Source organism: Micromonospora rosaria, from assembly GCF_001567585.1.
Lineage (GTDB): Bacteria > Actinomycetota > Actinomycetes > Mycobacteriales > Micromonosporaceae > Micromonospora > Micromonospora rosaria.
The window spans coordinates 41,024-64,246 of record NZ_LRQV01000015.1; the positions used below are offsets into that span (position 1 = coordinate 41,024).

At 67.2% G+C, this 23,223-nt stretch carries 13 protein-coding genes and 1 pseudogene; 13 read left to right on the top strand and 1 reads right to left on the bottom strand.

Annotation, left to right across the window (positions count from 1 at the left end):
• Positions 1–236: 236 nt before the first annotated feature.
• The 7 genes from AWW66_RS07095 (at position 237) to AWW66_RS07125 (ending at position 18,020) form a co-directional block, all read left to right on the top strand.
• Positions 237–5,387 carry a DEAD/DEAH box helicase gene (locus tag AWW66_RS07095; protein WP_067361503.1) on the top strand — a complete coding sequence of 1,717 codons (5,151 nt, stop codon included), beginning with the start codon at positions 237–239 and terminating at the stop codon, positions 5,385–5,387.
• The gene (locus AWW66_RS07100; protein ID WP_067361505.1) at positions 5,384–8,281 is read left to right on the top strand and encodes a helicase-related protein; all 2,898 of its coding nucleotides are present in this window, start codon (positions 5,384–5,386) and stop codon (positions 8,279–8,281) included. Before AWW66_RS07095 ends, AWW66_RS07100 begins: the two co-directional genes overlap by 4 nt.
• Entirely contained in the window at positions 8,278–12,396 is a 4,119-nt protein-coding gene (locus AWW66_RS07105; protein ID WP_067361508.1) for an Eco57I restriction-modification methylase domain-containing protein, read from the top strand. The genes AWW66_RS07100 and AWW66_RS07105 overlap by 4 nt, the downstream gene beginning before the upstream one ends.
• A gap of 71 nt (positions 12,397–12,467) precedes the next feature.
• Positions 12,468–14,639, top strand: a complete 2,172-nt coding sequence (locus tag AWW66_RS07110; protein ID WP_245647982.1) for an AAA family ATPase — start codon at positions 12,468–12,470, stop codon at positions 14,637–14,639.
• A complete protein-coding gene (locus tag AWW66_RS07115) occupies positions 14,636–15,835 on the top strand; it encodes an McrC family protein (protein WP_067361511.1) in 1,200 nt (399 codons plus the stop codon). Before AWW66_RS07110 ends, AWW66_RS07115 begins: the two co-directional genes overlap by 4 nt.
• Positions 15,836–16,232: 397 nt before the next feature.
• Positions 16,233–16,979 carry a hypothetical protein gene (locus AWW66_RS07120; protein WP_157527235.1) on the top strand — a complete coding sequence of 249 codons (747 nt, stop codon included), beginning with the start codon at positions 16,233–16,235 and terminating at the stop codon, positions 16,977–16,979.
• Between the two features lie 471 nt (positions 16,980–17,450).
• The gene (locus AWW66_RS07125) at positions 17,451–18,020 is read left to right on the top strand and encodes a GNAT family N-acetyltransferase (RefSeq protein ID WP_169807066.1); all 570 of its coding nucleotides are present in this window, start codon (positions 17,451–17,453) and stop codon (positions 18,018–18,020) included.
• Here AWW66_RS07125 and AWW66_RS07130 read toward each other — a convergent pair.
• On the bottom strand, positions 18,006–19,592 hold the full coding sequence (locus tag AWW66_RS07130) for a helix-turn-helix domain-containing protein (protein WP_067361517.1): 1,587 nt from the start codon (positions 19,590–19,592) through the stop codon (positions 18,006–18,008). The genes AWW66_RS07125 and AWW66_RS07130 overlap by 15 nt on opposite strands.
• Positions 19,593–19,876: 284 nt before the next feature.
• Between AWW66_RS07130 and AWW66_RS07135 the strand changes: the two genes are divergently transcribed.
• The 6 genes and pseudogenes from AWW66_RS07135 to AWW66_RS07150 all read left to right on the top strand — a co-directional run bounded on the left by AWW66_RS07135 (position 19,877) and on the right by AWW66_RS07150 (position 23,092).
• Positions 19,877–20,119, top strand: a complete 243-nt coding sequence (locus tag AWW66_RS07135; protein WP_067361524.1) for a hypothetical protein — start codon at positions 19,877–19,879, stop codon at positions 20,117–20,119.
• A gap of 75 nt (positions 20,120–20,194) precedes the next feature.
• Positions 20,195–20,626, top strand: coding sequence for a hypothetical protein (locus tag AWW66_RS07140; protein WP_067361532.1), 432 nt, complete (start codon positions 20,195–20,197; stop codon positions 20,624–20,626).
• An 11-nt stretch (positions 20,627–20,637) separates the two neighbouring features.
• Positions 20,638–21,540, top strand: a complete 903-nt coding sequence (locus AWW66_RS07145; protein WP_083978292.1) for a JmjC domain-containing protein — start codon at positions 20,638–20,640, stop codon at positions 21,538–21,540.
• A 159-nt stretch (positions 21,541–21,699) separates the two neighbouring features.
• Positions 21,700–21,864: a multiple cyclophane-containing RiPP AmcA gene (gene amcA / locus AWW66_RS34270; protein WP_169807067.1), complete on the top strand. Its 165-nt coding sequence runs from the start codon at positions 21,700–21,702 to the stop codon at positions 21,862–21,864.
• Positions 21,865–22,233: 369 nt separating this feature from the next.
• Positions 22,234–22,353 (top strand): annotated as a pseudogene (amcA, locus tag AWW66_RS36335) (multiple cyclophane-containing RiPP AmcA); the annotation flags it as partial.
• Between the two features lie 76 nt (positions 22,354–22,429).
• Entirely contained in the window at positions 22,430–23,092 is a 663-nt protein-coding gene (locus AWW66_RS07150; RefSeq protein ID WP_067361535.1) for a pentapeptide repeat-containing protein, read from the top strand.
• Positions 23,093–23,223 lie beyond the last annotated feature (131 nt).

Genomic DNA, 23,223 nt, shown 5'->3' on the forward strand with positions numbered 1-23,223 from the left:
CCTGGAGCCTTGCCCTCATCGACCTCCGGGCTCGCCACACCCGCCCTGACCTGCAAGATCAGCTTGGAAAAGGCTCTTTGATAGTTGTTTCGGTCTGCACTTGTGGGCTGGGCGCGCCCGGATTGCCGGGATTTGGTTGGTAGCTCTCGGTTTCTGGCCGACAGCCCGTGGCTGCTGGTGTTGGAGGTTGTCTGATCCAATGGGCTGTCGGCATCGGTGCGGTCGGGAGGCGAGTTTTGGACGCGTTCGAGGTTCATCGTCGACTGATCGAGGATTACCGCACCTTCAGCGAGGGCTTCGTGGATGTCCACGACGAGCGGATCCGGGCTCGGGTGGAGCAGGAGAGCGCTCGGGGGGCTCAGTGGCCGGCGCCGTGGTCGTCGTTGAATCCGTCCTTCGCGTCCGGGGGTCGTGTCGACGAGCTTGTTCGTGAAGGTTTGCTGCATCAGGAGTGCTCGCGCATCTTCCGGGTGAAGAAGGCGCCGGAGGATCGGGGTTCGGTACCGATCACGCTGCATCGGCATCAGAGTGATGCGGTGCGGGTGGCCGGGACCGGGTCGTCGTACGTGCTGACCACGGGCACAGGGTCGGGTAAGTCGTTGGCGTACATGGTGCCGATCGTGGATCGCGTGTTGCGGGAGGGCGCCGGGCAGGGCGTCCGGGCGATCGTGGTGTATCCGATGAACGCGCTGGCGAACAGTCAGCGGGAGGAGATGCGCAAGTTCCTGGAGTTCGGGTACGGCGGCCGGCCGCCGGTCACGTTCGCCAGGTACACCGGCCAGGAGACGGAGGATGAGCGCAGGGCGATCCTGCGGAACCCGCCGGACATCCTGCTCACGAACTACGTGATGCTGGAACTGGTGCTAACTCGGCCGGATGAGAGGCGCCCACTGGTAGAGGCAGCGCACGGCTTGCGGTTTCTGGTGCTGGACGAGTTGCACACCTATCGGGGCCGGCAGGGTGCGGACGTGGCGATGCTGGTCCGCCGTGTCCGCGATGCGTGCGGTGCGGGGCAGTCATTGCAGTGCGTGGGGACGTCGGCGACGATGGCCAACGCGGACACGGTGGCCCGGCAGCAGATCGAGGTGGCCGATGTGGCCTCCCGAATCTTCGGAGCGCCGGTCATTCCGGATCATGTGATCACCGAGACTCTGGTGCGGGCGACCACCACCCGCGACGCGTCGGCGGCGGCGCTGGCGTCGGCGGTTGCCGCTCGCGGCGATGCCGAGTCGGACGATCCAGTGTTGCGCGCCGGATATGAGCGGCTCGGCTCGGATCCGTTGGCTTCGTGGATTGAGGACAACTTTGGGGTGCGGCCTGAGCCGGAGAGCGGCCGTCTGGTGCGGCAGACGCCGATGAAGGTCGACGACGCGGCAGCGGTCTTGTCCGGGATCACCGGCCGTCCGGATTCCGAGTGTGCCACTGCTATCCGGGCGACACTGCTGGCGGGGTCGCGTGCCCGTGACGAGGAAACCGGCCGGCCGTTGTTCGCCTTCCGGCTGCATCAGTTCCTGTCCAAGGGCGGCACAGTCTATTCCACCCTGGAGCCTGTCGCGGCCAGGGAAATCGAGACGACGTTCCAGGTTGTGTTACCAGGCAGTCCGGAGCGGCGGTTGTATCCGCTGGCGTTCTGTCGTGAATGCGGTCAGGAGTACCTGATCGTCCGGCGGCAGAGTCACCTGAAGAGGGCGGTGTTCAGGGCCCGTCACGGGCTGCGGATCACCGACCGCGATGACGGCTATCTGTTCGTGTCGGCGGATCGGGAGTGGCCGGCCGATCCGGTGGCGGCGGGCCGTCTGCCGGTGTCGTGGCTAGGGGCCGACGACGCTGGTCACGAGATCGTGCCGGCGCGACGGCGTGACGTGCCGGTCCGGTATCGGGCGGCGGCCGACGGCACCGCTGAGCTGGCGGATGCCGCCGGCGATGTCGACGGGGTGATCGCGGCCTGGATGCCGGGTGCGTTCCGGTTCTGCCTCAGATGTGGCGTGTCGTACGAGCAGGTCCGCAGCAACGAGTTCGGCAAGCTCGTCACCCTGGATCGGGAGGGCCGCAGCAGCGCGATGACGGTGGTGGCCGCCAGTGTCGTGCGGGCGCTGCGGGGGCAGCCGGAAGCCGCGCTGGGTTTGGACGCCCGCAAACTGTTGACGTTCGTCGACAACCGCCAGGATGCCAGTTTGCAGGCGGGCCACTTCAACGATTTCGCGCTCGTGGTGCAGTTGCGTGCGGCGCTGCATCGGGCTGCGGCGGCCGGCGACGACGGTCTGGACCCACTCGACATCGGCGTCGAAGTTACCCGGCGGCTGGGGTTGCAGCCGGGCGACTTTGCGTTGGCGCCGAAGTCGCTGGATCTGCGCACTGCGCAACGTGCCCTGCGCGCGGTTGTCGAGTTCCGGGTGCTGCGCGACATCCAGCGTGGCTGGCGGGTTACGTTGCCTAACCTGGAGCAGTCGGGGCTGCTCGTGATCGATTACCCGTTGCTGGTGCCGCTGTCCGAAAGCGAGGAAGAGTGGAACGGCACGCACAAGCTGCTGGTCGAGGCGGAGCCGGGCCAACGTTACGAGGTCATGCGGGTGCTGCTAGACGAGATGCGGCGGGTGTTGGCCGTCGATGCGGAGGCGCTGACGCCGGAGTTCGTGGACCGGCTGCGCCGTTTGAGCCGCGAGCATCTGACCGGTCTGTGGACCGTTCCCGATACCGAACCGGACCCGGTGATCGGGCTGGCCATCCCGGGTCGAGGTGGGCAGTATCGGCCCCGGCATTCGCTGTTCCTGTCCGGGCTGGGCAGCTTTGGTCGATGGCTGCGGCACAAGGACCGGTTCGGGAAGCAGCTGTCACCGGCGGTGGCCGATGACGTCATCGCAGCGCTAATGAAGTTGCTGGAGAAACACGGCGTGCTGGCGAAGATCATCGAGCGGGGCGAGACCGCCTACCGGATGAAGTCGTCAGCGATGCTGCTGCGGGCCGGTGAGGGCACAGCGGGCGCGCCGGACCCTGTTCGGCGCCGGTTCGAGGCCGATCAGCGTCCAAGGGTGGTGCCGTTCTTCCGCGACCTCTACCTCGATGTGGGTTCCCAGCTCGCCGGGCTGCGAGCGGCCGAGCACACCGCGCAGGTGCGTCAGGAGGCCCGGGAGGAACGCGAGCAGCAGTTCCGGGAGGGAAAAGCGCTGCCGCTGCTGTTCTGCTCGCCGACAATGGAGCTCGGGGTCGACATCTCGTCGCTGAACGCGGTCGGGATGCGTAATGTTCCGCCCACGCCCGCGAACTACGCTCAGCGCAGCGGTCGTGCGGGGCGGTCGGGCCAGCCGGCATTGGTCGTCACGTACTGTGCCAGCGGCAACAGCCACGACTCGTACTATTTCGAGCGATCCCACCTGATGGTGTCCGGGCAGGTTCAGGCGCCCCGGCTGGACCTGGCGAATGAGGACCTGATCCGCTCCCATGTGCACGCGGTGTGGATGGCCGAGACCGGCGTGCGGTTGGACCGGTCGATGGCCGAGGTGCTGGCGCTGGACCTGCCGCAGCAGCCGGTGCGTCCGGAACTGGCTGCGAAACTGCGGCTGCCCGAGGTCGCGACGGCGGCCCGGCATGCCGCGCAGGAGCTGCTGCGTCCGTTGCACCCGGCGCTCGAAGAGTCTGCCTGGTGGTCGCCGAACTGGGTCGGTGAGGTAGTCGACGCGGCGTTCGACACCTTCGACGCGGCATGCGGACGGTGGCGGGATCTCTACACCACGGCCGACGCCGAACGGCAGGCGGCGACGGAGCTAGCCGCCGATGCGACGGTCTCCCGGCAGGTCCGTGAAGACGCCGACCAGCGCTACCGGGAGGCGCGTCAACGTATCGAGCTGCTGCTGAACCAGTCCGACGACGCCGGGCAGAGCGACTTCTATACCTACCGGTACCTCGCGTCGGAAGGGTTCCTGCCCGGATACTCGTTTCCGCGGCTGCCGCTGGCGGCGTATGTGCCCGGCAACCGAGGCAGGGGCAACACCTGGTTGCAGCGGCCCCGGTTCCTCGCAGTTTCCGAGTTCGGGCCGGGGGCGCTGATCTATCACGAGGGCGCCCGCTATCAGGTCACCAGGATCAGCCTGCCGCGCGGCGGCGACGACCAGGGCAGCGGCGAAGTGGTCCGCACCTCAGCCCGGGTGTGTGACGCGTGCGGCTATCACCATCCTCGCCAGGTCGGTATCGAAGTATGCGAGAACTGCGGACAGCGGCTCAGCACCACATGGCGGGACCTGTTGCAGATGCAGACGGTGATCACCCGGCGGCGTGAGCGGATCAGCGCGGACGAGGAGGAACGCAACCGGATCGGGTTCGAGTTGCGCACCACCTACCGGTTCGTGCCGCGCGGTGGGCGGCCGGGACGGCTCGTGGCCGAGGTCCTCACCGCCGACTTGATGCCGGTGGCGACGATGGCGTACGGCGACGCCGCCGAGATCCGGGTAACCAACCTCGGCCGTCGTGCCCGCAAGAACAAGGACACCCACGGCTTCTGGCTCGATCTGGTGAAAGGGCGCTGGCTGTCGGAGAAGGAAGGCACCGCCGAGGCCGACTCGTCCGACGAGGAGATGGAAGCCGGCTTCGAGGACGTCAACCGCAAAGCATTGATCACCCCGTACGTGCAGGATCGCCGCAACATCATGGTGCTGCGGTGGGCCGAGCCGGTCAGCGTCGAGGAAGCGATCACTCTGCAGTACGCCGTCGAGCGGGGCATCGAGGCGGTATTCCAGCTCGAGGACGCCGAGCTGTCCAGCGAGTTGCTGCCGGACGCCGACGACCGCGGCCGAGTCCTGCTGGTCGAGGCGGCCGAGGGCGGCGCCGGGGTGCTGCGCAGGTTGCAGTCAGAACCGGACGCTCTGCGGCGTATCGCCATTGAGGCTTTGCAGATCATCCATGTCGACCCCGCCACCGGAGCCGAGGAAGTCGATGCCTGTGTACGGGGCTGCTACCGATGCCTGCTGTCGTACGGCAACCAGCTCGTCCACGAGCAGATCGACCGTCGCCTCATCGTTTCTGCCCTGCGACGCCTCGCCGAGGCGAGCACCCAGCCGGTCGACGAACGCCCTCCCGCCGGACGAAGCACAGACGTCCACGAGGCAGCTGTGAATGAGTCCGGGGCGCTCGGCGGACTGCTGCGGCTGCTGCGCAAGCACGGCTACGTGTTGCCCAGCCAGACCGATGTGGAGATCGAAGGCATCAAGGCCGAGTGGGTCTACCCGAACGCTGCCGTACCCACCGTTGTCCTCATCGACCTCGAGGGACGCAGCAGCCGGGACACCGAACCCCTGATCTTCGGAGGCTGGAACGTGATCCACATCAACGCGAACGACGACGTGCTCGGCGTCGTGCGCGCCAACCCGGGCGTCTTCGGCGAGGCCAGCCGATGACCGCCATCTCCCTGCCGGCGCAGCCCGGCTTCCCAATCGGCTCGCTGGTCAGCGCCCGAGGCCGGGAGTGGGTGGTGCTGCCCGGCAGCGACCCCGACTTTCTGATCCTGAGGCCGCTTGCCGGGGGTGACGCCGACATCGCGGGAGTGTTCGTCGAGGAGGGCGTCGCGCACGCCACCTTCTCCGCACCGGACGCCACCGATCTCGGCGACGACCGCAGCGCCCGCCTGCTTCGCGATGCGCTCCGGATCGGTTTCCGGGCCAGCGGCGGCCCGTTCCGCAGCATCGCCTCGCTCGCCGTCGACCCACGCCCGTACCAGCTCGTGCCGTTGCTACTCGCGTTGCGGCAGGAGACCACCCGGCTGCTGATCGCCGACGACGTCGGCATCGGCAAGACAGTCGAGGCCGCCCTGGTCGCCGCCGAACTCGTCGCGCAGGGCAGCGCCCGCCGGATGACGGTGCTGTGCCCACCCAGCCTCGCCGAGCAGTGGCAGACGGAGTTGCAGGCGAAGTTCGGGATCGTGGCCCAACCGGTCCTACCCGGGACCGTCCGCCGTCTGGAAAGAGGCTTGGAGTACGGGCAGTCGATCTTCGAGCGATACCCCTACACGATCGTTTCCACCGACTACATCAAGTCGGACATGCGCCGCGACGACTTCTTGCGAGCCGCACCGGAGCTGGTCATCGTTGACGAGGCACACGCCTGCGTCAGCGACGAGACCGGAGCCGGAGGCCGGGGCCGCACCCAGCGGTACCGGCTGCTCAAAGACCTCGCCGCCGACGCTCACCGGCACCTGATCCTGGTAACGGCTACTCCGCACAGCGGCAAGGAAGAAACGTTTCGCAACCTGATCGGGCTGCTCGACCCGGCCCTGCGCGACATCGACCTGGCCGGCGAGACCGGCCGGCGCACCCTGGCTTCCCGCATGGTGCAACGCCGCCGTGCCGACATCCGCGAATACCTCGGCGCCGACACGAAGTTCCCCTCGGACCGGGCCACCGACGAACGCACCTACGACCTGTCGCCGCAATACCGCACCCTGCTCGACGACGTCCTCGGCTACGTCCAGGGACAGATCACCGACCGCAGCGGCAGCCGCGTACAGCAACGCATCCGATGGTGGTCCGCCCTGTCGCTGCTGCGCTCGCTCGCCTCCTCACCCGCCGCGGCGGCGGCCACCCTCACCACCCGGGCCGCGTCCGCCGGCACCAGCACGGAACAGGCGGCTGACACCACCGGCGCCGCCCTGGTGCTCGACCTGATGAACGACGACGCGCTCGACGTCGCCGACGCCGTACCCGGAGCAGTCGTCGACGACAGCCCCGGCAGCAGTGCCGCAGACCGGCTGAATGATCTGCGCAGCCAGGCCTTGGCCATCGCGCAGGAGCCTGACGCCAAACGACGTAACAGCCTGGACACCAAACTGGCGCTGGTCACCGCCACCGTGAAACGGCTGCTGAAGGACGGCTTCCACCCTATCGTGTTCTGCCGGTTCATCCCGACCGCCCACTACCTCGCCGACCACCTTATGGAGGTATTCCCGAAAGCCGTCGTCGAGGTGGTCACCGGCGAGTTGCCCCCGGAGGAACGCGCCGCCCGGGTCCGGGACCTCGCCGATCGGGCCGGCACCACCAACAAGATCCTCATCGCTACTGACTGTCTCTCCGAGGGCGTCAACCTGCAACACGACTTCCAGGCCGTGGTCCACTACGACCTGGCCTGGAATCCGACCCGCCACGAACAGCGCGAAGGTCGCGTCGATCGGTTCGGCCAGCCCCGCGACGTTGTCCGCGCGGTCACCCTCTTCGGTGCCGACAACGTCATCGATCGGATCGTCATGGACGTCCTGATCCGCAAGCACGAGGCGATCCGCCGCGATCTCGGCATCAGCGTCCCCGTCCCGGCCACCAGCGACCAGGTCCTCACCGCCCTGCTGGATGGGGTCATGAAACGCGGCGCCACCTACGTTCAGGAGACCCTCGAACTCGATCTGCCCGAAACCCGGCAACTCGAATTCGACTGGCAGAGCAGCGCCGAGGCAGAACGCCGCAGTCGCAGCCGCTATGCCCACCACACCATCCGCCCCGACGAAGTACGCCGCGAGGTCGAGGCCATGCGCGCCGCACTCGGCAGCCCCGACGACGTAGCCGGGTTCGTCGCCACCGCCCTACAGGAGTGCGGCGGCATCCTCACTCGCGAACCGTACGGATTCACCGTCGAACCCACCGGCCTGCCCGTCGGTCTGCGCGATGCCCTCGGCCAACCTGCCAAAGCCATGCCGTTCTACCGGGACCTTCCCGCCCCGCGCGGCGCTGCCGTCCTGACCCGCACCGACAGCACTTCGGCCGGCATCGCCCGCTATGTTCTCGACGCCGCTCTTGACCCCGCTCTGCCGGCCGAGGCGCGGCCCGCCCGGCGGTGCGGAGTCATCGTCACCGACGCCGTCACCACCCCGACCGTGCTACTGCTGACCCGCATCCGCGCCAGTCTCACACTCCCCGGCCGCCACGGCCCGCACACCCAGGTCGCCGAGGAAGCCCGCCCACTCGCCTTCACCGGCAAGCCGTCCGATCCGCAGTGGCTCGCCCGTGACGCAGTCGAAATCCTGCTCGCCGCCCGGCCCGACCACAACCTCAGCCCCGACATCGCCCGCAACATCATGACCGGGATCCTCTCCGCCCTGCCCACTATCACGGGCCACCTCAACCAGATCGCCCACGACCTTGCCGATTCCCTGCGCGACGCGCACGTCCGGGTCCGCACCGCAGCCCGAGGCGACCGCGCCGGAGCGCTCGGCATCCGGGGCCTCAGCGTCGAACCCCAACTCCCCGTCGACGTCCTCGGCGTCTACCTCTACCGCCCCGCACACCCGAAAACGGGAGCAACCGCGTGAGCAGTCCCGGACTCCAGGCCATCCACGCCGTCGGCGGTGTCGTCCCACCGGGCCTGCTGGCCCGCATCCAAGCCGGAGAACTCAAGAATCCGGCCGGCCTCACCCCGGCCTCCTACCACCTCATCGGACGAGAAACCGTCCGCGACGCCGCCAGCCGCGCCTGGTCCTACCTGCGCAGCGCCTGGACCGCCTGGCGCGAACACACCGCCACCCAGGCACCCGGAGCCCACGGCACCACCGCCGCCCAACAACGATGGCTACTCGTTCTGCTCCGCGAACTCGGCTACGGCCAGGTCCCCGCCCTCCCCAGCGGCTACACCATCGACGACCGCAACTACCCGGTCAGTCACGCCTGGCAACACGTGCCCATCCACCTGCTCGGCCCCACCGCCGACCTGAACCACCGCAACCCCGACCTGCCCGGCGCAGCCCGCGCCCCGCAGGCCATGCTGCAAGAGCTACTCAACCGCAGTGACGACCACCTGTGGGGCATCCTTTCCAACGGGCTACGCCTGCGGCTGCTGCGCGACTCCACCGCCCTCGCCGGATCCGCCTACCTCGAATTCGACCTCGAAACCATCTTCGACGGCGAGCTGTACCCGGAATTCCTGCTGCTCTGGCAGCTCTGCCACGTCTCCCGGCTCGAACAGCGCCCCGACGACACCGGCACCACCACACCGGCAGGCTGCTGGCTCGAAATCTGGCGCGGTGAAGCCGCCGACGCTGGCACCCGGCTGCTCGAACGGCTCCGCGATGGCGTCGCCGACGCCCTCGCCGCACTCGGCACCGGCTTCATCCGCCACCCCGCCAACCAGCCGCTGACCACCGCCCTTCGCGACGGAAACCTCAGCACCGCCCAATACCACCGCGCGCTGCTGCGCCTCGTCTACCGGCTGCTGTTCTGCTTCGTCGCCGAAGACCGCAACGCTCTCCTGCACCCCGACGCCGCCACCCAAGCCCGAGAGCGGTATCAGCAATACTTCTCCACCGCCCGCCTGCGCCGGCTGTCCCGCAGCCGCGCTGGCAGCCCTCATCCCGACCTCTGGCACGCCCAGCGCCTCGTACTGCGGGCTCTCGGCGGCGACGGACATCCGGGCCTCGGCCTACCCGCCCTGGCCGGGCTATTCGACCCCGACCCGCACCTGCCCGCCCTCGACGGCCTGCCCTTCGACCCACTGCTCGGCTGCGAACTCACCAACGAAGACCTGCTCAGCGCCATCCGCAAACTCGCCTGGGTCGCGTTGCCCGGACAACGGATCCAACCCGTCGACTACCACAACCTCGGTGCCGAGGAACTTGGCAGCGTCTACGAATCGCTGCTTGAACTCGTCCCTCGCCTCGACCTCACCGACCGCGTGTTCCGACTCGTCACCATCTCCGGCAACGACCGCAAAACCACCGGCTCCTACTACACCCCGCCCAGCCTCGTCTCCGCGCTGCTCGACACCGCCCTCGACCCGCTTCTCGACGAGGCCCTCACCGGCGCAGCCAATCCCGCCGACGCGGAAACCCGGCTGCTCGCCCTGACCGTCTGCGACCCCGCCTGCGGCTCCGGCCACTTCCTCGTCGCCGCAGCCCGCCGCATCGCCCGCCGGCTCGCCCAAGTCCGCTCCGGCGACGATGAACCCACCCCCGCCCAAGTCCAGCACGCGCTACGCGAAGTCGCCGGCAACTGCATCTACGGCGTGGACCTCAACGACCTCGCCGCCGAACTCGCCAAAGTCTCGCTCTGGATGGAAGCCCTCGAACCCGGAAAACCCCTCGGCTTCCTCGATGCCCGCATCCGCATCGGCAACTCCCTGCTCGGCGCCACCCCGGCCCTCCTGCACAGGGATCTTCCCGACGGCGCTTTCAAAGAGCTCGACGGCGACGACAAAGCGACCGCCGCCGCCGTCCGCAAGAACAACAAGGCGCAAGCCACCGTCAGACTTGAGATCCAAGCCGGCAACGAACGTGGATACGCCCAGGACGCATTCGTCTTCAGCAGCGGGCCGGACGTCTCGAACGCCGACCTCGCCGCACAGCGAGCCGCCCTACTCGACCTGCCCGACGACGTCAACGCGATCCGCTCCCAAGCCGCCCGCTGGGAAGAACACGAACAGTCAGACGCCTACCAGGCCAAACACCGCCACGCCGACACCTGGTGCGCCGCGTTCGTCTGGCCGATGCCCGCCCGCGTCCCCGGCACTGAATACCCGGTGCCCGAACCACCCACCAACGCCATCATGCGCGCCATCGCCGCCGACCCTCTCGACAGGACCAACGACCAATTCACCGGGTACGCCCAGCACCTCGCCGCGCAGTACCGGTTCTTCCACTGGCACCTCGAATTCCCCGAGATTTTCCGGGTCGACGAGACCACCATCGAGACCACTGCGCAAGGTTGGGACGGCGGGTTCTCGTGCATCCTCGGTAACCCACCTTGGGAAAAGATCGAGGTGAACAAACAGGAGTTCTTCGCGTCGCGTGATCCTGCAATCGCGGAGGCAGCCAACGATGCAGCCCGCGAATTGCTGATCGATGCACTTGCCGAGGAAGACCCTGTTCTCTTTTCGAAGTATCGGCAGGAGCGCCGCCGAATCGAAGGCGTTACCGCATTTGTTAGATACTCCGACCGTTATCTGCTTACGTCGTCCGGCCGCCTGAATACCTACGCAGTGTTCGCCGAAACAGTTCGATCGCTAATGAGCCCGATCGGGCGGCTCGGCATCATCGTTCCCACCGGAATCGCGACGGATGCGACGACGCAGCATTACTTCCGCGACCTAGTGGAACGTCGAAGCCTGGTTGCCATCTTCGATTTCGAGAACGAGGAAAAAGTCTTTCCCAGCGTGCACAACCAATATCGGTTCGCGCTTCTCGTGCTTTCCGGCCGACCATCCGGGCAAGCGGTTTTGGCATTCCGGGCACGACAGGCTCGGCAGATCGCCGAGCGCTCCTACACGATCACACCCGACGAGATCCTTCGCCTAAATCCGAACACTGGAACCTGCCCCGTCTTCGTCGCGCGTCGCGATGCCGAGATCACCATCGGAATCTACAATCGGATTCCTGTGCTCTGGCGAGACCAAGATCCCCTGGGTAACCCATGGAGCGTTTCTTTCGCTCAAGGTCTGTTCAACATGGCCACCGGATCCCGGCACTTCATCAATGCTGATGTAGCGATGGAATCCGGTTGGATCCTAGAAGGAAATCGGTTCACAAAAGACGGCGAGAATCTGTTGCCGCTTTACGAGGCCAAGCTAGCTCATCACTATGACCACCGGTTTTCTACATACGAAGGTGCCACACAGGAGCAGCTAAACAAAGGCACGTTGCCGCGACTCGAAGACGCCGCACACGCCGATCCATCCCTCGGCGTAAAACCCCGTTACTGGGTACCCGAATCCCTGGTCGAAGAGAAACTCGCTGGTGATCCCGAACGAGGCAAACCCGCATGGCCGCACGACTGGCTCCTCGGCTGGCGCGATATCGCCCGCAGTGTCGACGAGCGCACCATCATCTCGACGGTGATTCCCCGGACGGCCGTCGGCGACAAATTCCTTCTCGCTCGCGCCCAACATCAACCCGTTGCCGCACTCCAGGCCAACTTGAGTGCGTTCGTTCTGGATTTTACGGCACGGCAGAAAGCCACGGGAGCATCATTCAAGTATTTCCTCATGCGGCAGCTTCCCATCCTGCCGCCTGAAATATACGCACAGGAATCGCCTTGGTCTGGTGCAGCCAGCCTCAGCGATTGGATCACGCCTCGGGTGCTTGAACTGAGCTACACCGCGTACGACCTGGAAGGCTATGCCGTCGAGTTGGGAGACGATGGGCCGCCGTTCGTGTGGGATCGTTCCCGGCGGGCCACGCTGCGGGCGGAACTCGACGCCGCCTACTTCCACCTCTACGGCGTGACCCGTGACGACGTCGACTACATCATGAACACCTTCAAGGTGGTGCGCGAGCGCGACGAGAAAGCGTACGGCGAATACCGCACCAAACGAATGATCTTGGAGATCTTCGACGCCATGCAGGAGGCCACCGTGACCGGCGTTCCGTACGTCACGACCCTTGATCCGCCACCCGGCGCCGGCATCCGCCACCCGGCCCGGAAGGAAGCGCTCGGATGAGCGAGGCTGGGCTGATTACGCCGGCGCGGCCGGACGACCTTGTCCGCAAGGTCGGGCGGGAGCTGCTGGAGTTGGGCCTGCTCCAGGGCCGGTCGTTGTTCACCCCGCATCGGCGAGTCTGGACCGCAGAGACCACGGCCGAATTGCACAGCCACTACAACGAGCGACCCGACGCGAGCAAAGATCACTTCCTGGCCAAGCTCCGCCGTCAGCTCGACGGTGCGCCCGACGATGCCATCCAGCTCGCGGCGGAACTACTCACCCTGCAAGGGTTACCGCTGCTCAACCTGACCGCCGCGACACTGCACGGACGGATCGTCGAGGTGCTGAGCTGGATGCGTGAGCCGGTCAGCATCCCGGAGCACGTGCAGGCCGCGTTCGCCCAGGGCACCTGGAACGGCGGCACCGGCGCACACACCATGCTGTGGAAATGGCTGGTCGACGCGGTCAACTTCCTCGGCAACTGGTGGCAGGTCCCGCAGCAGCAACAAGCCAGCGCGTTCGCCGACCCGTGGGCTTGGCAGGACGCCGTCTACCAGCGCCGTTTCATGCCATCTCTACGCGAGGAACTGCTGTATCTGGCGTTCCCGACACACTTCCTGCCGATCCTGAGCATCACCGACAAGAAGGCGATCCGCGACACCTTCCTCGGCCAAGGCGAACGGTCCTCCGGTGACCTCAACCGGGATCTGTTCACCATCACGACCCGGATCGAGCAGGAGACGGGGCAGCCGGTCGACTACTACCGGCCACCGTTCGCCGCACAATGGCGTAAGCAGGCCGAACGGCCGCCCGGGGAACGCCGGGCCTGGCTGGTACGGCCTCGGCAAGGCGGTTCCGACCTGGTGGGCAGATGGCGGGCGGAGTCGTTCGTTTCGCTGGCCGCGACCCACCTGGGCGAGACGTCGCCCGGCGCTTCCCGGGCCGCGGTCCGTGCCGCGGTGGAAGCCGGCTACCAGCACCTGGACTACGCCCAGCGGATGAGCCTGGCCACCGAATACCACGCGTTCCTGTCGCAGATGGCCGCCGACGACATCGTGGTCACCCTGCTCGACGATCACCTGTACGGCGCGATCCTCGACGGCGACGCGGAGTACAGCCCGGACGACAGCGGCGCCCGCCTACGCAGATCCGCGGCGTGGCTGACCCACGACGCGGTCGGTGTGGCGATGCTGCCGGCACCGCTGCCCGCTGAACTGGACCAGCAGGGCACCGTGGTTGACCTGACCGGTGCCCTAGACATCCTCGCCAGCCTGATCGGCGCCGACGCCGACGGCGAGACCCTGCCGGAGTCCGACACGGCTGAGCGTTCGCAGCCGGCGCCGCTCGCCGTGCCGAAACTGACCGCGGCGACCGACACGCTTGCGGCCCAGCTGCACATCGAACGGCCCTGGCTGCAGGATTTGATCGAGGTGTGGCAGGACCGATCCCAGATCATCCTTTACGGCCCACCCGGCACCGGCAAGACCTACCTCGCGCGAGCACTCGCGGCTCACGTCGCCGACCGCGACGCCGTGCGACTGGTGCAGTTCCACCCGTCGTACGCGTACGAGGACTTCTTCGAAGGATTTCGCCCGGTCGAAGGTGCCGCTCCCGGCACGGTCAGCTTCGCCAAGGCACCCGGCCCGCTACGCGAGATCGCCGCCGAGGCCCGCAACAACCCCGAACGACCGTACGTCCTGATCGTCGACGAGATCAACCGGGCGAACCTGGCCAAAGTCTTCGGTGAGCTGTACTTCCTGCTGGAGTACCGCCACGCCACTGTACGGCTGCAATACTCCCCGTCCGAGGCGTTCAACCTGCCGCCCAACGTGTTCATCCTCGGCACCATGAACACCGCCGACCGTTCGATCTCGCTGGTGGACGCCGCGATCCGGCGCCGATTCGCCTTCATCGAGCTGCACCCCGACGAACCCCCGGTCCGCGACGTCCTCGGCAACTGGCTGGCCGCCAACGACCATCACGATGACGAACGCGCTGCGCTGCTCGCCGCCCTCAACGACAGTATCGACGACGAACAGGACCACGACTTCAAAATCGGCCCGTCCTACCTGATGCGCCCCGGCCTCGGCACCGACGCCGCCCTCGAACGGGTCTGGCGATACGACCTGATGCCGCTGCTGGAGGAGCACTATTACGGCCGGCTCAACCGCGCCCAGATCCGTAACCGGTTCGGACTGGCCGCCATCCGCGACCGCATCACACCACCCCCACCGGCCGACCCGCCGGAACCCGCACGATGAGCGAACCGCCCATCGCCCTCGACGAACTCGACACCAAAGGGACACGGCGGCGTCTCGACGACGGCATCGCCGCCGCGCTCAGCAGCACCCGGCTGGTCGAGGTCCACCCCGACGGCCACGGCTGGTGGCACCTGCTGCCCACCGGCAAGGTCGGCGCTGTCCGCATCGGTGACCTCGACGTCCAGGTACGACCCAAGACCGGCATCACCCGGCTGCTGTTCCTTCTCGGCTACGCCCTCGACCCGGGGTTCCGCCCGGAAGACGTCACCGCCACCGCAGAACCAGACCTTTGGCCGGCCCTGGCCGAATCACTGATCCGCCAGGCTGAACGAGCGCTGGCGCCCGGCGTCCTGCAAGGCTACGTCTCCGTCGACGAGGCTTTACCCCTGGTCCGAGGCCGCATCCGGTTCGCCGACCAGTTCACCCGCCGCCCCGGCGTGCTCCTGCCCATCGAGGTCCGCTACGACGAGTACGCCACGGACATCGCCGAGAACCAGATCCTGCGTACCGCCCTGCGCCGGATGGCAACCGTGCCACGCCTCCCCGCCGGCGCACGCGCTCGGATCACCCACCTCGACGGCCGGCTCGACGGCGTCCACATCCTCCCCACCGGGACACCGCTGCCGTCATGGCGGCCCAGCCGGCTCAACGAGCGCTACAACGCCGCGCTGCGCCTCGCCCAGATCACCCTGCGATACCAGTCCGCGGAACCCGGCCCCGGTGACCTCACGATCGCGGCGTTCGTCGTCAACATGGCCAGAGTGTTCGAAGACTTCGTCACCACCGCGCTACGCGATGCCCTCGCCCCGTACCCCGGTCACACCGCCGCCCAGTACCAGGACCACCTCGACATCGACCGCAGCATCCCGATCAGGCCCGATGTCGTTCACGTCGTCAACCGGCGACCGGTCGCCGTCTTCGACGCCAAATACAAACTCGAAGGACCCAGCTCGCGATACCCCAACGCCGACGCCTACCAGATGCTCGCCTATTGCACCGCGCTCGATCTCCCCACCGGCTGGCTCATCTACGCCCAAGGCACAGCACCATCCCGCCGCCGGATCCGCCATACCGGCATTGACATCGTCCACCACCCACTGGACCTGACCGCCATACCCCACCAGATCCTCACCGATCTCGACAACCTCGCCCGGGACGCCGTCCTCGCACAGCATCGGGCAATCACCCTTCGCTGAGATGATCTCAATGGGTCCGCAGCTCGCGTCCTGACGGTGTTCACCCCAGGACGAGCCCCTCAGCGCGATCCTGCTTGACTCCGGGTTGATGATCAGTCTGTGACGTCTGCAAGATTCTTCGGGCAGGATTTCGTTGCCCGCCATCGACAGCAGTTCGGCAGCCTGCCCCCCGACCGCCGCCGGCTGACCTTCGACATCGCAGTGGAGCCGGAGTTTGAACACTGGCGGGACTGGTACGACGAGCAACTCGCTTTGCTTCCTCAGTCAGACGCCGAGCAGCTAGCTGGCAGACTCTGGAAGGATGAGTTCTTCTGGCCGGTCACGATCGAGTTGGCGGCAGGCGCTGCGTTGCGGTCGGCTGGGGTACCTCGTAGCGTACGAACGCCAGTACGGTGGCTTGACTCCGGACTGGACGGTGCTATCGCCCGACGGCAACCCAGTCATGTTCGTCGAGGTTCACACCGACCAGCCGCCCCGAGAGACGTTTGCCCGCCAACGAGCCTGGAAGGCGCTCGAACAACGCATCGCGAAGATTCCTGTCGGTGTCGTGCTCGTCCTGAAGGCTGGCAACATGCCGCCCACGGCACCCGACGCGGGCACGGCTAAGAAGGTCGCCCAGGAGGTACGTCGGCGCCTACTGCAGTCGCCATCGACCTCCAGCGTCACCGCCTACGGTTACACCTTTCTCGTGCTCGCTGATCGCTTCGGCCCGATCGCCTCGCAAAATGGACTACTCGCGCAATTTGCCGGGCCGAGTGGAGTAGCCGGTCCTGTCGATGCCGCTCGGCTGGCGCGAGCGGTCAACGACAAAGTGCGCAAGTATGCGGCACTGGCGGATCGCTACGACGTTCCCCTCGTGGTCGCCGCCGGTGCTCACCGCTTCACCGCGGTAGACCTGGACGACGTAGACGGGTTGATCGCGGGCGAGCGGACGATCAGCTTCCAGTTCAACATCGGCGACGCCTTCATTGGCGCGCAGAAAATCAACTTGGCACATCCGCCGCAATGGATCATGCCCGCTGATCTCTCCGCGCTGCTGTGGATCGACAACCAGCCGCCCTTCGCCGCAACAGCGCGCCCTAACGCTCAGGCTCGCCGGGTGGTGCCCGACAGCCTTGCCGAACTTGTGAGCCCCAGTCCCTGAACCTCACTTGCGTGGCGATGAATTCCCGTCGACGAATTGGTTCATCAGCGGGTGCTCTATGGGTGCTCCGACGCGGTGGACGGGGTCAACGTTCGACGGACTGGGCGGGACGCCGACCCCGCTGAAGTCGGGGCGTGACCGCGAACGGCTGGGCTCACACCCGCGGACTGGAACACTCTTCCTCGAAAAGTGCCTATCTCTTAATCCGCGGGTTCGGGGTTCGAGTTCCTGGCGGTGCACCAGCAGCAGGGCTCTGACCTAGGGTTTACCCCGGATCAGAGCTTTCTTCTCTTCCCCGCTGATGGTCCGGTGCTCGGTGGGTGCTCGGGAGCCGTGCGACCGTTCCGGCTGATGGTAGACGGATGCGTACCGCTTGGGCCGCCGCCCTCGCCGCGCAGGGCTGTCGTCGCCGTGGCGCATCCCCGGTTCGCCGGCTCGGTCGGTTGCCGGGAGGCCGATAGCCTGGCCGGTGTGGACGGCGGTGTGCGACTCCGTGTTGGTGGGGCCGGGTTGGCGGTCGCGCGGATGGACGCGATCTGTGAGCTGTACGACGCGGTCTTCTCAGAGCCGCCGTTCTTCTGGCGTGACGACGAGTCGTCTCTGCACCGGGCGCGGTTGTCGGGGCTCGTGGAGGATCCGACCTTCGGTGTGGTGGTGGCCGAGGTCGGTACGGAGGTGGTGGGGTTCGCCTACGGGTTCACGCTTGCGGTGGACACGACTCGGTGGTCCCGGTTGATCGAACCTGTTTCGTCGGAGGTGTCCCGCGAGTGGCCGGGGCGGACCTTCGTGCTGTTCGATTACGCGGTCGAGCGGGCGCATCGGGGGAGGGGGGTGGGGCGGGGGATCCACGATGCCCTGCTCGCCTCGCGGCGGGAAGAGCGTGCCACGCTGACGGTGCAGCCCACCGCAGTGGCGACGAAGCGTATCTATGAGCATTGGCGGTGGCGGTGGTTGGGGCAGTTGGAGGGTGGTGCGGAGGGCGCTGCGCCCCTGTTCGACGTCTACCTGAGGGATTCGCTGGGCGATCTAGCTGTTGGCTAGGACCCCGTACGCCCTCATCTGCTCCTCGAGTGCCCTGACCTCGGGGAGGTCATGCCATTGCCCGAGGGTGTCCCAGGCGCGGTTGAGGCGTTGGTGGAATCGGGCCGAACGATGGTGGGCCGAGAGGCGTGCGGCCTCTCCGATCACGGCCACGCCTCGGGCCACGTCCGGCTTTGCTGAGCGTAGATGGCAGATGCCCACCCCGAGCGAGGTCATGGCGAGGTTCCGGACGAAGGCGTCGTCGATCTCGGCCAGAGCCACCTCCCCGAGCCGTGCGGCCTCCTCCGCGCGACCCAGGTGCAGGAGGCACGAACTTTCGGTGCTGGCGAGCAGACCCGGACCGTAGAAGTAGGTGTGGGTCGCTGATTCCGGGGCGACAATGTCGAGAGCGTTTCTCGCGTTGTCGATCGTATTCCGGGCCGCGGATTCTTGTTTGTCCATCGCGTAGGCGCGGGCGGCGACATCGTACGAGTATGCCTTGAGGCTGTTGTCGCCTGTCTGATTGGCCCAGCCGATGGCGGCGATCGCGTGGTCGATGCCGATGCGTGGTTGCCCTTTCCAGGTTGCCAGGTGGCTCATGTTGCAGAGCACGAATGCGCCGAGTTCGGTGTCCTGTGCCTCGTGCGCTGCGGCACGGGCGGTCTCGTAGTACTCGGTGGCGGATGCGTGGTTGTTCAAGTCGAATGCGAGCCAGCCGGCGAACCGTGACAGGTTCGCGTACAGCGACAGGAGTCGTGGCCTCAGGGGATCCGGTACCGAGTCGAGGAGCGAGTGGACGAGGCGCCGCTGGGCGAGCACGGTGTCGAGGGCCGCCTGCGGGCCGAGAAGGTCGTCCTGGCGCATGCATCGCCACAGGACGCCGTCGATGTGGTCGATGACGGTGGCATCGACCCGTGACGGGTTCGCGAACGCTCCGAGGGTTCGCTCCTGTTCGGACGGGTCGAGGCTGTCGAGCACGGGTGCGGTGGCTGCCGAGGCGGCGGCCCAGCTCAGCCACTGGAGGATGTCGCGCCGTTTCATGCGGTACGCCCACTCGATGAGGCTTTGGACGAGGCGTTCGTAGTTGACCTCCTGTCCGAGCAGGGTCGCGCCGGATGCCGCTATCAGCGAGTCTACGCGCGTGACGACGTCCGACGGTTCGGCCTGGACACCGGGGGCGGGGTTGCTGTCGACGGCGAGGTCACGTGGGGTGCTCGACGGGGTCGACTGTCGTTCGGTGTGGTCCTCGCCGTCGACCAGGTCGGAGGCTGCGCATCGGTAGATCCGAGCCAGCCTGTTCAGGGTCTCGAGGGAGGGGCGGCGACCGCTGGCTGTCGGCCAGGCCTCCCAGTACGAGATGTTCTTGTGTGTGACGGGAGCCTTGCCGTCGGCGACGGGCCACAACTCGTTCCAGCGGTCGGCGACCTGTTGTTGGGTCAGCCCGTGGGCGTAACGGTATGCGATGCGCGAGTTGACTTTGAACCGTGCGCCGATCGCCATGGCGAGATGGCGGATCCCCGCGCCCTGTGAAAGGCATTCGGCGCGGAAGGCTGCCAGTTCTTCCCGCCGGGAGCGATATCGCCGGTCCACCACGACATTCCTCCTCGCAAACAGTCGCCCTCTCGCGGGCGTTGCCGATCCTACGACCGGAAACAGGGTGGCCGGTGCCCCGAATGTGTGTCGTGCACAAGTTCCCCGCCATCCGGGAAATCCTGCGCCGCAAGGTCGTCGTGAGCGTGGTGTGACTGTCCGCTGTTGAGGCTCACAGTGAATGGCGAGCCGAGGAGATCGACGTGCAACCCCAGTTTTCGGATCGCGTCGACACGTACTCCCGGACACCGAAACCCGTTCCCATTGCTGCAAAGGAGACGCCGCGAATGTCCGAGACCAACCTCTACGAGCTGCCGATCGAGGGCGCCCAGGTCACCTCCCTCTGCGGAGGCAACCTGACCAGCGACAACGAGAGCTGCGTCGGACTCACCGAGATCCCCGGCGGCGAGGGCTTCGTCCTCACCGACACCAAGCCGGAGGGCGCCGGCCGGCCCGGTCTGCGCTTCACCGCCGACGAACTGGACGCCTTCGCGGTCAGCTGGATGAGCCAGCGCCACCTGACCGCCTGACCTCCCGCGATCCGGCCGCCCCCGAACCCGAACGGGGGGGCGGCCGGCACCACGGCCAGTAACGAGGAGGCAGGGATGACCTGGAACGGCCACTGGCACGGCTTCGGCCCATGGGTCGGACCGAGCAGCGAGTACGCCAAGGAGGACCGACGGCGCCCCGGCCGTGACCCGAACGATGACCAGACACGCGTGTTCCTCACCAACACCATGACGCCCGTGCAGACCGGCCACGCCCTGCTCCGCCGGAACCAGGTGTCAGCCGACCGCACCTGGACTGACGTGGAGGACGCGCTCCTCTGGATCCGCCGAACCTGGAACGCCAACCCGCCCGGCGGCGACGTGCTGCCGCTGGACCAACACCTCGCATACGACCGGGGACACCTGAGCCGGGGCAGTGACTGCGCCCTGGGCTACTACAGCCCCGGCTTCACCTTCGTGTCCTACTCCGTCGTCTGCTGCCCGAACCACTTCTTCCCCCACCTGCCCTGCCCGCTACCCCCACGCTGACGAGGAGCCCCATGTCGCTCAAACTCCTGCTGCCCGAGGAGGGCGTCGACGACCTCCTCCACCGCTGGCCGGACGACCCACGCGTCTACCGACGAGCACCGACGGACCTGGACGAGATGTTCACCCCGGAACAGGTGTGGGCCTGGATCGACCTCGGGTGCACCCCGGCCGACGAGGTCGCCGCGATCCGCGCACCCGACCCCGCCATCAACCCCCGGTCCTTCACCGGCCCCCACGGCCGAGCCGACGCCGCCAAGCTCCGCACGCTCCACGACGACGGGCACACCATCCGGGTCGGCAACCTCCAACGCGTCATGCCCACCATGGCTCGGGTCACCCGCGCCATCCAGAACGAGACGGGCTACTCCAACTACGTCCACGTCTTCACCACCCCGGGACAGCGACAAGGTCTGCGACACCACTGGGACCAGCAGATGGCCGTCATCGTCCAGGTGGCAGGAACAAAACGGTGGGAACTCTGGCCGCCGGTCGTCGACGCCCCCATGCGGTCACACCTGGAGTCCTGGCGGGTCTGGCGCGACGAATACCTGCAGCGCTGGCTCGCCACCGGCCCGCAGCTGACCATCGACCTCACGGCGGGCCAGTCCCTGCTCCTGCCAAGAGGATGGGTGCACAACCCCTACAACGCCGACGACGAACCCAGCGTCCACCTCACCTTCGCCATCCGCGAGCGCACCCCCTACTGGATCGCGGAACACCTCATCGGCGACGCCATCACCGATCCCGCCTTCCGCAAGGTGATCCTTCCCGGGACACTGCATGGCCCTGCACTGCCCGACGTCGTGGCCGGCACACGAGACGCCCTTGTCACCTACCTCCAGGCCCTCACTCCCGGCGCCGTCGCCGACACCCTTCGGCAGATCGCCGCCACCGAGCTGGAGTACACCACGTGACCGAAATGCCGCAATGACTCCCCGTCCGCGTGCTGCCGACAGGGCTGCGTGGGTGGGTGACCGGCGGTTTGCTCCCAGCCGCCGGCCGATGGCGGTGGGTTCGCCTCGCCAGTGGCGGACCCACCGCCTTCCGCGAACAGACAGGGTGGGGGAGCGGGCGTGACGGTGTACGTCTCCAGCTATGCGAGAACTGGTCAGCCGGGACTGCCCGGCTCGCCGGCGTCCGCGCCTCCGGTGCCGGTGGCGGCGGCGGATCCGCCGTTGTTCACCTACGCCTGGCGTCGGTTTTTCGAGCAGCGGTACCGGCTGGGGGTCCGCCGGTGACCGTGGAAGAGCCTGCTTTCGGCGAGAGCACGGTTGAGGGCGGCGGTGTGGTGCGGGGTGAGCATGTGCCGTCGCGCCCGCGGTGGCACTGCCGCGCCTGCGGCTATGCCTGGCCCTGCATTCCGGCGCGGGAATCCCTTCTTGCCGAGTACGAGGGCAACCGGGTCGCGTTGTCGCTGTACCTGTCGGCGTGTCTGCACGAGGCCATCGACGATCTGCGGGAGTCCAGCGTCAGGAGTGGGGGTGGTTGTGGGGACGTGTTCGAGCGGTTCCTTGGCTGGACCCGGCAGCACTCCAAGCCCCAGCCACCGAGAGGGCGTTCTCAGTCGTTACCGAAGGAGGCAGGGTCGTGAGTGGTATCGGGACTTCGAGCCGTGCCGGGCGGTACCGTCGGTCGACGCGGGGAAGTTCGACAATCGGCCCACGTGGGACAACCGGGGCTCGTTCGACAGCCGGCCCGGCTGGGACAACTGGAACAAGAAGAAATGACCCCAGGCCTTCTTGGGCAGGGGTGCTGGTGCGCGGGGCGGTCTACCTGTCCTGCCCGTGATCAGGGAGAGGACGCATGCGGACCAGCACCATCGGTGACGTGACGATCCTGCTCCCGGACCTCGACCCCGCCGACCTCGACCCCACCACCGACCTGAACGACGATCTCAGCGAGGCCCTTGTCGAGGACGCCTCCTGGCGCGGCGCCGTTTTCGACGAGGTGCGGGTGCGGAGCAGCCGGATTGTCGGTACGGATCTCAGCGAGAGCACCTGGGAGGCGGGGACGCTGTTCGGCTGCGAGATCGTCCGTACCGACTTCTCGGGGGCCTCCCTGTCGGGGATGACCTTGGAGCGCTGCGCGGTCACCGGCTCCCGGTTCACCGGAACCCGACTCACCGATTTCCGCCTCAAAGACGTTCTCTTCGAGGAGTGCCGCTTCGACTACGCCGCCTTCACCCGAGTCGCCGCCGCCGGGGCGGTGGGGTTCGTCGACTGCATCCTGACCGACGCCACCTGGTCCTCCTGCCGCCTGCCAAAGGTGGTGTTGAGGTCGTGTCGGCTGGACCGCCTGGAGGTGGAGTCCTGCCAGCTCCTCGGCGCCGACCTGCGCGGTAACTCCCTCCACGACCTCAAGACCACCCTCGGTAACCTGCGCGGACTCACCCTCAGCGACGACCAACTCGCCGACCTCACCCGCCTGACTGTCGAGGAACTCGGCCTCACCATCCGGGAACAGTGACGTCCCGGTAGGGCACGTCAGCACAGGCGACCTGCCACGCTGCCCAGCACACCAATAACGCGCTCGCACACCATGCCAGAGCGGCAATACGCCTGCCTTGCAGCCAGCCAGCCGGGCGGCATCAGCAAGCA

Bases quoted from the DNA above. Each gene is read 5' to 3' on its own strand.
- AWW66_RS07100 (WP_067361505.1), top strand. From the start codon at position 5,384: ATGACCGCCATCTCCCTGCCGGCGCAGCCCGGCTTCCCAATCGGCTCG.
- AWW66_RS07115 (WP_067361511.1), top strand. From the start codon at position 14,636: ATGAGCGAACCGCCCATCGCCCTCGACGAACTCGACACCAAAGGGACA.
- AWW66_RS07135 (WP_067361524.1), top strand. From the start codon at position 19,877: ATGTCCGAGACCAACCTCTACGAGCTGCCGATCGAGGGCGCCCAGGTC.
- AWW66_RS07140 (WP_067361532.1), top strand. From the start codon at position 20,195: ATGACCTGGAACGGCCACTGGCACGGCTTCGGCCCATGGGTCGGACCG.
- AWW66_RS07145 (WP_083978292.1), top strand. From the start codon at position 20,638: ATGTCGCTCAAACTCCTGCTGCCCGAGGAGGGCGTCGACGACCTCCTC.
- AWW66_RS07150 (WP_067361535.1), top strand. From the start codon at position 22,430: ATGCGGACCAGCACCATCGGTGACGTGACGATCCTGCTCCCGGACCTC.